Annotated in this window: 7 protein-coding genes; 3 read left to right on the forward strand and 4 right to left on the reverse strand. The window is 66.3% G+C overall.

All coding sequences use genetic code 11. From position 1 onward, the window contains the following. Positions 1 to 79: 79 nt before the first annotated feature. From QP609_RS13550 to QP609_RS13560, 3 genes are all read right to left on the reverse strand, one after another. Positions 80 to 1,024: a 5'-nucleotidase gene (locus tag QP609_RS13550; protein ID WP_005410242.1), complete on the reverse strand. Its 945-nt coding sequence runs from the start codon at positions 1,022 to 1,024 to the stop codon at positions 80 to 82. Between the two features lie 47 nt (positions 1,025 to 1,071). Beyond that, positions 1,072 to 1,845: an NAD kinase gene (locus QP609_RS13555; protein WP_032962058.1), complete on the reverse strand. Its 774-nt coding sequence runs from the start codon at positions 1,843 to 1,845 to the stop codon at positions 1,072 to 1,074. Between the two features lie 281 nt (positions 1,846 to 2,126). Then, entirely contained in the window at positions 2,127 to 7,103 is a 4,977-nt protein-coding gene (locus QP609_RS13560; RefSeq protein WP_046431556.1) for an NAD-glutamate dehydrogenase domain-containing protein, read from the reverse strand. A gap of 250 nt (positions 7,104 to 7,353) precedes the next feature. Between QP609_RS13560 and QP609_RS13565 the strand changes: the two genes are divergently transcribed. The 3 genes from QP609_RS13565 to QP609_RS13575 are packed head-to-tail and all read left to right on the forward strand — an operon-like array spanning position 7,354 to position 12,467. Beyond that, entirely contained in the window at positions 7,354 to 8,010 is a 657-nt protein-coding gene (locus tag QP609_RS13565; RefSeq protein WP_197621533.1) for a TetR/AcrR family transcriptional regulator, read from the forward strand. Continuing rightward, entirely contained in the window at positions 8,010 to 9,278 is a 1,269-nt protein-coding gene (locus QP609_RS13570) for an efflux RND transporter periplasmic adaptor subunit (protein ID WP_046431561.1), read from the forward strand. Before QP609_RS13565 ends, QP609_RS13570 begins: the two co-directional genes overlap by 1 nt. A 15-nt stretch (positions 9,279 to 9,293) precedes the next feature. Next, on the forward strand, positions 9,294 to 12,467 hold the full coding sequence (locus QP609_RS13575; protein WP_046431562.1) for a multidrug efflux RND transporter permease subunit: 3,174 nt from the start codon (positions 9,294 to 9,296) through the stop codon (positions 12,465 to 12,467). Positions 12,468 to 12,618: 151 nt separating this feature from the next. Here QP609_RS13575 and QP609_RS13580 read toward each other — a convergent pair whose 3' ends face one another. Continuing rightward, positions 12,619 to 12,906 carry a hypothetical protein gene (locus QP609_RS13580; RefSeq protein WP_046431564.1) on the reverse strand — a complete coding sequence of 96 codons (288 nt, stop codon included), beginning with the start codon at positions 12,904 to 12,906 and terminating at the stop codon, positions 12,619 to 12,621. Positions 12,907 to 12,972: the final 66 nt, after the last annotated feature.

The following is a 12,972-nucleotide window of genomic DNA, read 5'->3' on the forward strand; positions in this document are numbered from 1 at the left end:
TCTGGTAGATGCCCACCTTGGTGGGCATGGGTCGTAGGCAGTGCCAACCAACGGTTGGCACCTACCGGTCGAGTCCGCCCTACCCCTCGTTGGCGACGCCGTGCGGCACGTGGCCGGCGGCCACATGCTCGCGGGCGCTGTCGATGTTGTGCTGCGAATCGTCGAAGAAGATGTCGGCACCGAAGGCCTGCAGGAACGGGCCCTTGTGACGGCCGCCCAGGAACAGTGCCTCGTCCAGGCGCACGCCCCACTCGCGCAGGGTGCGGATCACCCGCTCATGCGCCGGTGCCGAACGCGCGGTCACGAGCGCGGTACGGATCGGCGCGCTCTCGCCGGCCGGGAACACTTCCTGCAGCGTATGCAGGGCCGACAGGAAGCCACGGAAGGGACCGCCGCTGAGCGGCTCGCGGGCGCGCTCGCGCTCGTGGCGGCCAAACGCTTCCACGCCCTGCTCGCGCGAGATGCGCTCGCTCTCGTCACCGAAGATCACCGCGTCACCATCGAAGGCGATGCGCAGCTGGCCGGCCGGGCGACCAGTATCGATCTGGTCGGCGGCTGCCGCAGCGGTCTCGCCCGGCGGCTTGGGCAGGATGGTTGCCGCCGCGATGCCATGACGCAGCGCGCTGCGCACCGATTCGGGGTTGGCCGACAGGAACAGGTCGGTACCGAACGGCTTCACGTACGGCCAGGTCGGCTCGCCGGCGGTGAAGGTCGCGCGGATGATGCCCAGCCCATAGTGCTGGATCGAATTGAAGATGCGCAGGCCGGTATCGGCCGAGTTGCGCGACAGCAGGATCACCTCGACCCGCGGGTTCTCCGGGCTGGCGCCCTGGTTCAGCGCCAGCAGCTTGCGCACCACCGGGAAGGCCACGCCGGGGCCGAGGATATCGTCCTCGTGCTGGCGCTGGAATTCGGCGTAGGCCGCCACGCCATCACTTTCGAACAGCGCATGGCTTTCCTCGAGGTCGAACAGCGCGCGCGAGGTCACCGCGACGGTCAGCAAACGGGGGGAGTTGTCGCCCATCGGTGGGGGTCCTTCAAGCGGTCGGCGGGGCCGGCCGCCCATTGTCCTCAAAAAACGAACTGTTCGCTCAGGATCCTGTCTTCCAGGTTGTGCTCCGGGTCGAACAGCAGGGTCACGCGGCGGTCCTTCGACTCGCGGATGGTCACCTCGACCACGTCGCGGGTCTCGTGCGAATCCGCCGTGACGCTGACCGGGCGCTTGTACGGATCGAGCACGCGGAAGCGCACCTCGGTATCGGCCTTGAGGATCGCCCCGCGCCAGCGACGCGGCCGGTACGGGGCCAACGGCGTCAGCGCGATGGTGTGCGAGCCCAGCGGCAATACCGGGCCATGCGCGGAATAGTTGTAGGCGGTGCTGCCCGCCGGGGTGGCCACCAGCACGCCGTCACCGATCAGCTCGGCCACGCGTTCCTGGCCGTTGAGGTCGATGCCGATATGCGCGGCCTGCCGGGTCTGGCGCAGCAGCGAGACATCGTTGTAGGCCAGCGAACCGGTACTGGTGCCCGACTCGGTCAGCGCCACCATTTCCAGCGGGCGCAGGTTGGCCGGTTCGGCACGCGCAATGCGGGCCTGCACGTCGTCGTCGCCACGGTACTGGTTCATCAGGAAGCCGACGGTGCCCAGCTTCATGCCGAACACCGGCTTGCCCAGGTGCCCATGCCGGTGCAGGGTCTGCAGCATGAAGCCGTCGCCCCCCAGCGGACACAGCACGTCGGCCTGCTCCGGCGCGTGATCGCCATAACGCGAGACCATCGCGGCGCGGGCCATCTGTGCAGGTTCGGTGGCGCTGGCCAGGAAAGCGATGCGGGGGGTGTCGCTCATCGGTGGATCCGGGTGGGTGTGCCAGCAAGAGCATACCCGGTAGTGCCGGCCGCTGGCCGGCAGCTGCACCCGATTGTGGTCCATGCAGTTGCCGGCCAGCGGCCGGCACTACCCGGCAATGCAGAACGGCCCCGCTTTCGCGGGGCCGTTCCTCCAACTGCTGCAGATCAGGAGCCCCCCTGAGTCAGGGGGGCGCGCCAACGGCGCGGGGGTCTGGGAGCATGGTTGGCATGGGGCCCACGGTTTGCAGAGCAAACCGTGGGGCGCCAGCGCGAATGCGCTTACGCACCATGCGCGGCCAGCTGACCCAGGCGCTGCACCGCGACCGAAACGGTCGGGTAGTCCAGGGTCTTCTGCTCGGCCAGTTCGGCCAGCATCGCCAGGGTGAAGCGCAGGCTGCTGTCGTCGCGACCCATCCAGGCCGCCACCTTTGCTTCGGCACTGCTGCCCTTGGTACCCAGCACCTGGCCCGCCAGGTTGCGGTGGTTGGCGGCCAGCTCGTCGCGCAGCACGCCACGTGCCACCGCGTGCCAACGGCCATTGACCTCCAGCGCATCGACCTGCTCGAACAGCCACGGCAGCTGCAGGGCATCGCCCAGGCGGAAGTGGACCTTGGACACGTCCACCGGCTTCAGCTTGCGGGTACGGGCCAGTTCGATGATGTCGAACGCCGGCTCCAGGAAGTGCAGTTCGGCCAGCTGCTGCGCCAGCGCGGACGGCAGGCCCTTTTCCTTCCACTCGGCCACCAGGGCTTCGTAGGTCGGACGCTGCGAATCCGGCAGCACACCCGAGGCAACGCGGATGTCGTTGAACGGGCCCTGGTAGCGGTTGACCGCTTCGGTGATGCCGGGCATCGCGCCGGGGCGCGACAGCAGCCAGCGCACGAACGAGCGCTGCAGCTTCCAGATCACTTCCAGGGCGTCGATCTGCACCGACTCCGGCACCTTGCCGTCGAGGGCATCGATCTGCGCCCACAGCGCGCGTGCATCCAGCGTTTCACGGCTGATGGTGTAGGCCTTGGCAACCTCGGCGATGGAACGGCCGGTGTCTTCCTGCATGCGCATCAGGAAGGTGGCGCCCATGCGGTTGATGGTCTGGTTGGTCACGGCCGTGGCGATGATTTCGCGCTTCAGGCGGTGACGCTCCATTGCGTCGGCATACTTCTTCTGCAGCGGGGTCGGGAAGTAGCGCTGCAGTTCCTTGGACAGGTACGGATCTTCCGGGATGTCCGAATCCAGCAGCTGGGCGAATGCCACCAGCTTGGAGTAGGACAGCAGCACCGACAGTTCCGGACGGGTCAGGCCCTGGCCGCGCGCCTTGCGCTGCGACAGCTCGGCATCGGACGGCAGGAACTCGATCTGGCGATCAAGCAGGCCCTGCTGTTCCAGGGTACGGATGAAGTGCTGCTTGGAACCCAGGCGCTTGACCGCCATCCGCTCCATCAGGCTCAGCGCCTGGTTCTGGCGGTAGTTGTCGTTGAGCACCAGCTCGGCGACTTCATCGGTCATCGAGGCCAGCAGCTTGTTGCGCTGCTCGACGGTCAGCTTCTTGGCCCGCACCACATCGTTGAGCAGGATCTTGATGTTGACTTCATGGTCGGAGGTGTCGACACCGGCCGAGTTGTCGATGAAGTCGGTGTTGAGCAGCACGCCGGCCTGCGCGGCTTCGATGCGGCCCAGCTGGGTCATGCCCAGGTTGCCGCCCTCGCCCACGACCTTGCAGCGCAGCTCGCCACCGTTCACGCGCAGCGCGTTGTTGGCACGGTCGCCGACATCGCTGTGCTGCTCGCTGGCGGCCTTGACGTAGGTACCGATGCCGCCGTTCCACAGCAGGTCGACCGGTGCCTTCAGGATCGCGCTCATCAGTTCGTTGGGCGACAGCGCCTTGACGTTCTCGTCCAGGCCCAGCGCTTCACGCACCTGCGGGGTGATCTCGATCGACTTCAGGCTGCGCGGGTACACGCCGCCGCCCTTGCTGATCAACTTGGCATCGTAGTCCGCCCAGCTCGAACGCGGCACGGTGAACAGGCGCTCACGTTCGACGAACGTGGTGGCCGCGTCCGGGTTCGGGTCCAGGAAGATGTGGCGGTGATCGAACGCAGCCACCAGGCGGATGTGGCGCGACAGCAGCATGCCGTTGCCGAACACGTCGCCGGACATGTCGCCGACGCCGACCGCGGTGAAGTCCTGGCTCTGGCTGTCACGGCCCAGCGCACGGAAGTGGCGCTTGACCGACTCCCACGCACCGCGTGCGGTGATGCCCATGCCCTTGTGGTCGTAACCGACCGAACCACCGGAGGCAAACGCATCGCCCATCCAGAAGCCGTGCGCGATGGCCAGGCCGTTGGCGATGTCGGAGAAGGTCGCAGTGCCCTTGTCGGCGGCCACCACCAGGTACGGATCGTCCATGTCGTGGCGCACGACATCCACCGGCGGCACGATCTTGTTGTTGACGATGTTGTCGGTGATGTCCAGCAGGCCCTGGATGAACAGCTTGTAGCAGGCCACGCCGTTGGCGAAGATCGCATCACGGTCGCCGTTCACCGGCGGGGTCTTGGCGAAGAAGCCGCCCTTCGCGCCGACCGGCACGATGACGGTGTTCTTGACCATCTGTGCCTTGACCAGGCCCAGCACTTCGGTACGGAAGTCTTCGCGACGGTCCGACCAGCGCAGGCCACCACGGGCGACCGCGCCGAAGCGCAGGTGGGTACCTTCCACGCGCGGGCCGTAGACGAAGATCTCGCGGTACGGGCGCGGCTTCGGCAGGTCCGGCACCAGCGCCGAATCGAACTTGAAGCTGATGACATGGCCGTGCTGGCCGTTGGCATCGGTCTGGTAGTAGCTGGTACGCAGGGTCGCGTCGATCACGCCCATGAACGAGCGCAGGATGCGGTCCTCGTCCAGGCTGGACACACGGTCCATCAGCTTCAGCAGCGCATCGCGCGCGGCCTGCATCTGCGCGTCGCGGTCACCCTTGCGGGCGTCGACCACGGTCTTGAGCACCTTCAAGGTGGCATCGTCACCGGCAGCCAGCACGTCGAAGTGGGCCTTCAGCTGGGCCTGGCCGGCGGCGATGTCGTCCTTGCTTTCGTGGCCGGTGGCCGGATCGAAGCGGGCTTCGAACAGCTCGACCAGCAGGCGGGCCAGCAGCGGGTAGCGCGCGAAGGTGCCTTCCACGTAGGCCTGGGAGAACGGCACGCCAGTCTGCAGCAGGTACTTGCAGTAGCCGCGCAGCATGGCGACCTGGCGCCAGTGCAGGCCGGCAGCCAGCACCAGGCGGTTGAAGCCGTCGTTCTCGGCATCGCCGTGCCAGACGCGGGCGAAGGTCTCGCCGAAGGCTTCATCGACACTGGCGGCATCGATCGCGCCGGCGGTCGACTCGACCTCGAAGTCCTGCACGTACACCGGGGCGTTGTCGACCGACAGGCGGTATGGACGCTCGGCGATCACGCGCAGGCCCATGTTTTCCATCATCGGCAGCGCGTCCGACAGCGGAATGTCGTCCAGCTGGCGATACAGCTTCAGGCGCAGGCCATCACCGCTTTCGCGCGGCACGGCCTGCAGGCTCAGGCGCAGGTCGTCCGGGCCGGTCAGGGCGTCGAGCTGGCTGACATCGTTGGCGGCAACCGCGGTGCTGTTGTCTTCGATGTAGCCGGCCGGCAGCGCCTTGCCGATACGGGCGGCGATGCGCAGGCCTTCGGTCTCGCCGTGGCGGGCCACCAGCGCTTCGCGCAGGTCGTCCTGCCAGTTGCGCAGCACCTGGGCCAGCTTCTGCTCCAGTTCGGCGGTATCGACGTCGAGCATCTCACCCGGCTTCGGGCGCACGATCAGGTGCACCTGGGCCAGCGGCGATTCGCCCAGCACCACCGAGCTGTCGACGTACTCGCCGTGCAGCGCGTCCTTCAGCATCGCTTCGATGCGCAGGCGCACGTCGGTGTTGAAGCGCTCACGCGGCAGGTAGACCAGCGCGGAGATGAAACGGCTGTACTTGTCGCGGCGCAGGAACAGGCGGCTGCGCACGCGCTCCTGCAGGCCCAGCACGCCCATCGCAGTGCGGAACAGTTCGTCCTCGCTGGACTGGAACAGTTCTTCGCGCGGCAGGGTTTCCAGGATGTGGCGCAGGGCCTTGCCACTGTGGCTGGCCGGGGCCAGGCCCGACTGCTTCATCACGTGCTCGTGGCGCTGGCGCACCAGCGGGATTTCCCACGGGCGGCGGTTGTAGGCGCTGGAGGTGAACAGGCCGAGGAAGCGCTGCTCGCCGATGATCTTGCCTTTGGCGTCGAATTCCAGCACGCCGATGTAATCCATGTAGCCAGCGCGATGCACGCGCGAACGGGCATTGGTCTTGGTCAGGATCAGCGCATCCTTCAGACCGGACGTGGTGTTCAGGCCCTGCGCGGCCAAGGTCTTGACCGGACGGGCGGCGGACTTGTCCTTGCCGCGCATCAGGCCCAGGCCGGTGTCGTTCAGCGGCGCCAGCACCTCTTCCTTGCCCTGCTTCTCGACGCGGTATTCGCGGTAGCCGAAGAAGGTGAAGTGGTTGTCGGCGGCCCAGCGCAGGAACTCCTGTGCTTCCTTGCGCGATGCGTCGTCGACCGGCAGCTGGCGGCTGCCGAGGTCGTCGGCCAGCGCCAGCGCCTTGTCCTTCATCGGCTGCCAGTCGCGCACGATCGCACGCACTTCGTCCAGCGCCTTGTTGATGGCCTGTTCGATGGCAGCCATGGCGTCGGCCGGCTGGCGGTCGATCTCCAGCAGCATCACCGACTCGGCATCGCCCTCGCCGACCTTGACCAGCTTGCCGGCCTTGTCGCGGGTGAAGCGCAGCACCGGGTGGCCCAGCACGTGGACACCCACGCCCTGCTCGGCCAGCGACATGGTGACGGTATCGACCAGGAACGGCATGTCGTCGTTGACGATCTGCAGCACGGTGTGCGGCGATTCCCAACCGTTGGCCTTCGCAGTCGGATTGAACACGCGGACGTTGGCCTTGCCGGCCTTGCGGGCACGGGCGAATTCCAGCGTCTCAGCCGCGAGCGCGGCCCACTCTTCAGCGCTGTGGTGCGGGAACTCGTCCGATTCCATGCGCTTGTAGAAGTCAGTGGCGAAGGCCACCGCTTCGGCCTGTGCGGCCGCGGGGTAGCGCTTGCGCAAGGCCGTGTACACCGGCTCCAGGGAGAAACCAGCGGTCACTGCGACCTCCGACTCTGCTGGTTTCGTCTTGTTTTTCACGGTCTTGGCTGCGGTTTTTTGCGGTTTCATGGCAGAGCGATGCGCTTGCTCAGTTGGGAAAATGAAATTGTAGCCCCACCGCACGAAAAGGCCTTGCTGCAGGACGGAATAAGCAGATTCGGGTTTGCTCCGGTTTAGACGCCTATTCAGTTCGCTCCGGTATGGAGCTGGCGCCTGCTTCAGCACTGCCGACAGGATCGGCAAAGCGTGTTACCGAAAGACACACGCGGCGACGCCGATTCGATTCCACAATCCTGAACTGGACGGTATAGTCCACCGCGTGAACCCGGCCTACCTCCCCGTTGCCCTCGACGCGCGCGATGAGCGCGTGTTCGATGCCGTGCGCAGACTGCTGGCCGAGCAGGGCATGCAGATGAGCATGGACGCAGTGGCCCAGCATGCCGGCTGCTCCAAGCAGACCCTGTACTCGCGCTACGGCAGCAAGCAGGAACTGCTGCGCCGGGTGATGCAGCGCCACGTCGGCCACGCCACCGGGGCCATGCTGCGTGCACTCCGCGGTGACGACCTGCGTGCCAGCCTTCTCCAGTTCGCCACCGACTGCCTGGAGCATTTCAACCAACCGCACGTAGGACAGGCCTGCCGGCTGATTGCAGCCGAGGCAGCCCAGTTTCCCGAAGAGGCGCGTACGCTGTACCGGCACGGTGCCGGCGCGCTGACGCTTCATCTTGCTGAATGGATTGAAACCGTTTGCATGCAAGGCCAGCTCCGGCATGACGACCCGCACTTCATGGCCGAACTGCTGCTGAGCATGATCGCCGGTCAGGATTTCGACAAACAGCGCTTCCATACCCCCCATCGTGATGACGCGCTCCTGCGTCGGCGCTGGGCAGAGTTCTCCGTCGACAGCTTCCTGCGCGCGTTCGCGCCACAGCCGTCGCCGGCCCCGTCTACAAACCAACCCCGGAGTTCCTCCTGATGACCGCCCCACTCCGCACCCTTGCCTTGACGTGCGCCGTTGCTGTCGCGCTGGCTGCCTGCAAGAAGCCGGAACAGCAGACGCCCCCGCCGCCGGAGGTGGGCGTGATCGACGCCAAGCCGCAGACCCTGCCGCTGCAGCGCGAGCTGGTCGGCCGCCTGTCGCCGTTCCGCAGCGCCGACGTCCGCGCACGCGTACCCGGCGTGCTGCTCAAGCGCGTTTACCAGGAAGGTTCGCAGGTCAAGCAGGGCCAGACCCTGTTCCTGATCGACCCGGCGCCGTTGCGTGCCTCGCTCAACGCCTCCGAGGCCCAGCTGGCTTCGGCCCGCGCCACCTACGCCAATGCCAAGGTCGCCGCCGATCGCGCGCGCTCGCTGGCGCCGCAGCAGTTCGTCTCCAAGTCCGACCTGGACAACGCCGAATCGGCCGAGCGCACCGCCCTGGCCGCCGTCAAGCAGGCCGAAGCGGCAGTGACCTCTTCGCGGATCAACCTGGGCTACGCCGAAGTGGCCGCGCCGATCAGTGGCGTGGCCAACAAGCAGCAGGTCACCGAGGGCGCGCTGGTCGGCCAGGGCGATGTGACCCTGCTGACCACCGTTGACCAGCTCGACCCGCTGTATGTGAACTTCTCGCTGAGCGTGGATGAGCTGACCCAGCTTCGCGCGCAGCAGGCCAAGGGCTCGCTGGCGCTGTCCGGCGACGGCAAGGCCACGGTCAACGTCAAGCTGGCCGACGGCAGCACCTATGGTGAGCCGGGCACGCTGGACTTCTCCTCGACCACGGTCGACCCGGCCACCGGTGCGGTGTCGCTGCGTGCGCTGCTGCCGAACCCCCAGCAGATCCTGCTGCCGGGCGCCTTCGTCAGCTTCCAGGCCAACCTGGGCGAGCGCAACAATGCCTACCTGGTGCCGCAGCAGGCGCTGCTGCGTGACACCACCGGCGGCTACGTGATGGTGGTCGGTGCCGACGGAAAGGTGGTGCGCAAGAACGTGAAGACCGATGGCGCGCAGAACGGCAACTGGCTGGTCAGCGACGGTCTGGCCGCCGGTGACAAGGTGATCGTGGCCGGCGTGCAGAAGGTCAAGGAAGGTGCACCGGCGGTGGCCAAGCCGTGGACCCCGGGGCAGGACGCCAACGGCAAGCCTGCCGCAGGCGGCGCCGCTCCGGCGGGCGCAGCACCGGCGGCAGGCAAGGCACCGGCCGACGCGGCCAAGCCGGAACAGGCCGATGCGGCCAAGCCGGCCGCCACCGATTCGAACAAGCAGTAACGGGAACCTTCCGTCATGCCTAAATTTTTCATCGAACATCCAGTCTTCGCCTGGGTGGTTGCGATCCTGATCTCGCTCAGCGGCGTGATCGCGATCCTCAACCTGGGCGTGGAGTCCTATCCCAACATCGCCCCGCCGCAGGTCACCGTCTCGGCGACCTACCCGGGCGCCAGCGCGGACACCACCGAGAAATCGGTCACCCAGGTGATCGAGCAGCAGCTGACCGGTATCGATCACCTGCTGTACTTCAGCTCCTCGTCGGCCTCCAACGGCCGCGCGCAGATCACCCTGACCTTCGAGACCGGTACCGATCCGGACATCGCCCAGGTGCAGGTGCAGAACAAGGTGTCGCTGGCCACGCCACGACTGCCTTCGGAAGTGACCCAGCAGGGCGTGGTGGTGGCCAAGGCCAATGCCGGCTTCCTGATGGTGGTGGCGCTGCAGTCCGATACCCCGACCATCAACCGTGACGCCCTGAACGACATCGTCGGCTCGCGCGTGCTCGACCAGGTCTCGCGTATCCCCGGCGTCGGCAGCACCCAGCAGTTCGGTTCCGAGTACGCCATGAACATCTGGCTGAACCCGGAGAAGATGCAGGGCTATGGCCTGTCGGCCAGCCAGGTACTGGCCGCGGTACGTGCGCAGAACGTGCAGTTCGCCGCCGGTGCGCTGGGTTCGGACCCGTCGCCGGAAGGCCAGCACTTCACCGCCACGGTCTCGGCCGAAGGCCGCTTCAGCTCGCCGCAGGAATTCGAGAACATCATCCTGCGCGCCAACGCCGATGGCTCGCGCGTGCTGCTCAAGGACATCGCCCGCGTCGCCTTCGGTGCCAACAACTACGGCTTCGACACCCAGTACAACGGCAAGCCGACCGGCGCCTTCGCCATCCAGCTGCTGCCGGGCGCCAACGCCCTGAACGTGGCCGAAGCGGTGCGCGCCAAGATGGACGAGCTGCAGCCCAGTTTCCCGTCCGGGGTGACCTGGTTCTCGCCGTACGACAGCACCACCTTCGTCAAGATCTCGATCCAGGAAGTGGTCAAGACCCTGTTTGAAGCGGTCCTGCTGGTGTTCCTGGTGATGCTGATCTTCCTGCAGAACTTCCGCGCCACACTGATCCCGACCCTGGTCATCCCCGTCGCCCTGCTCGGTACCTTCCTGGGCATGTGGATGATCGGCTTCACGATCAACCAGCTGACCCTGTTCGCGATGGTGCTGGCGATCGGCATCGTGGTCGACGATGCGATCGTGGTGATCGAGAACGTCGAACGCATCATGAGCGAGGAAGGCCTGGCGCCGAAGCCGGCCACGCAGAAGGCGATGACCCAGATCACCGGCGCGGTGGTGGCGATCACCGTCGTGCTGGCGGCGGTGTTCATCCCGTCCGCCCTGCAGGGCGGCGCCGCCGGTGAGATCTACAAGCAGTTCGCCCTGACCATCGCCATCTCGATGGCGTTCTCGGCGTTCCTGGCACTGGGCTTCACCCCGGCGCTGTGCGCGACCTTCCTCAAGCCGACGCACAACGACAACCCGAACATCGTCTACCGCACCTTCAACAAGTACTACGACAAGATCAGCCACACCTACGTGGGCCACATCACCTCGGCGGTGCGCCATGCGCCGCGCTGGATGATCCTGTTCGTGGTGCTGACCGCGCTGTGCGGCTTCCTGTTCACCCGCATGCCGGGCAGCTTCCTGCCGGAAGAAGACCAGGGCTATGCGCTGGCGATCGTGCAGCTGCCGCCGGGCTCGACCAAGGGCCAGACCAACGAAGTCTTCGCGCAGATGCGTGGCATCCTGGAAAAGCAGGATGGCTATGAAGGCATGCTGCAGGTGGCCGGCTTCAGCTTCGTCGGTTCCGGCGAGAACGTGGGCATGGGCTTCATCCGCCTGAAGCCGTGGGAGGAACGCAAGTTCACCGCGCCCGAGTTCATCCAGAACATGAACGGCGCGTTCTACGGCATCAAGGAAGCGCAGATCTTCGTGGTCAACCTGCCCACCGTGCAGGGCCTCGGCCAGTTCGGCGGCTTCGACATGTGGCTGCAGGACCGCAGTGGTGCCGGCTACGAACAGCTGACCCAGGCGCGCAACATCCTGCTGGGCAAGGCCGCGCAGAAGCCCGAAGCCCTGGTCGGCGTGCGTCCGAACGGGCTGGAGAACGCCCCGCAGCTGCAGCTGCACGTGGACCGCGTGCAGGCGCAGTCGATGGGCATGTCGGTGTCGGACGTGTACAGCACCATCCAGCTGATGCTGGCCCCGGTCTATGTCAACGACTTCTTCTACGAAGGCCGCATCAAGCGCGTGACCATGCAGGCCGATGGCCCGTACCGCACCGGCCAGGAGTCGCTGAAGAGCTTCTACAGCCCCTCCACCCTGACCCAGAACGCCGATGGCACCAACGCGATGATCCCGCTCAACACGGTGGTCAAGTCCGAATGGGTGTCGGCACCGCCGTCGCTGAGCCGCTACAACGGCTACTCGGCGATCAACATCGTCGGCTCGCAGGCCCCGGGCACCAGCTCGGGCGAAGCGATGCAGACCATGGAGAGCATCGTCAACGACGACCTGCCGGCCGGCTTCGGCTACGACTGGTCCGGCATGTCCTACCAGGAAATCCTGGCCGGCAATGCCGCCACGCTGCTGCTGGTGCTGTCCATCGTGGTGGTGTTCCTGTGCCTGGCCGCCCTGTATGAAAGCTGGTCGATCCCGGTGGCGGTGCTGCTGGTGGTGCCGCTGGGCGTGCTGGGCGCACTGGGCCTGTCGATGCTGCGCGGCCTGCCCAACGATCTGTTCTTCAAGATCGGCCTGATCACCGTGATCGGCCTGGCCGCGAAGAACGCGATCCTGATCGTGGAGTTCGCGGTGGAGCAGCGCGCAGCCGGCAAGAACCTGCGCGATGCCACCATCGAAGCGGCCCGCCTGCGCTTCCGCCCGATCCTGATGACCTCGTTCGCGTTCATCATGGGCGTGATCCCGATGGCGATCTCCACCGGCGCCGGCGCCAATTCCCGCCACGCCATCGGTACCGGCGTGATCGGCGGCATGCTGTTCGCCACCCTGCTCGGCCTGCTGATGATCCCGGTGTTCTTCGTGGTCGTGCGCCGCATGCTGGGCGACAAGCTGGATGAACCGTCCAAGGAGTTCATGGAACGCCAGCGCGACGCGGATGCTGCACACCGCCCGGATCGTTGATCCGGCAGTGCGCTGAAACGAAAAGGCCCCGGAGCGATCCGGGGCCTTTTTCTTGCCGCCTTTGAATTCATGCCAACCAAGGTTGGCATCTACCAGGGCAACGGCATGCCCGGTGGCCGCCAACCTTGGTGGGCGCCGTTCGAGTCACGTCTCAGCGCAACAGCGCGACCACCACGCACACTGCCACGATTACCAGTGCAGCCCACTGCATCGGCACGAAAAAGAAATGATGGGGCGCCACTTCGCCCTTCTGCCGGGGTGCCCGGTTGAGCCACAGGCCCAGCAGCACGTTCACCGCCGCGCCAATGCTGGCACCCAGCAACACCTGCGAGAGTGGGGTGTTGCCCTTGGGGCCTGCGTGCGGGAAGAAATACGCCAGCAGCAGGATCGCTGCGATCGGCGTGATCAGTGTCAGGATTCCCCAACCACGATAGATCATCTGTGCAGACCGTATGGAAACGGCCTGCATTGGAACAGATCCGGCATCGTTCGGCCAAGAGCACAG

The sequence above is a fragment of the Stenotrophomonas sp. 8(2023) genome, from assembly GCF_030345295.1.
Taxonomy (GTDB): domain Bacteria; phylum Pseudomonadota; class Gammaproteobacteria; order Xanthomonadales; family Xanthomonadaceae; genus Stenotrophomonas; species Stenotrophomonas muris.

Coding starts and splice junctions, on each gene's coding strand:
- QP609_RS13550 (WP_005410242.1), bottom strand. CDS start 1,024: ATGGGCGACAACTCCCCCCGTTTGCTGACCGTCGCGGTGACCTCGCGC.
- QP609_RS13555 (WP_032962058.1), bottom strand. CDS start 1,845: ATGAGCGACACCCCCCGCATCGCTTTCCTGGCCAGCGCCACCGAACCT.
- QP609_RS13560 (WP_046431556.1), bottom strand. CDS start 7,103: ATGAAACCGCAAAAAACCGCAGCCAAGACCGTGAAAAACAAGACGAAA.
- QP609_RS13570 (WP_046431561.1), top strand. CDS start 8,010: ATGACCGCCCCACTCCGCACCCTTGCCTTGACGTGCGCCGTTGCTGTC.
- QP609_RS13575 (WP_046431562.1), top strand. CDS start 9,294: ATGCCTAAATTTTTCATCGAACATCCAGTCTTCGCCTGGGTGGTTGCG.
- QP609_RS13580 (WP_046431564.1), bottom strand. CDS start 12,906: ATGATCTATCGTGGTTGGGGAATCCTGACACTGATCACGCCGATCGCA.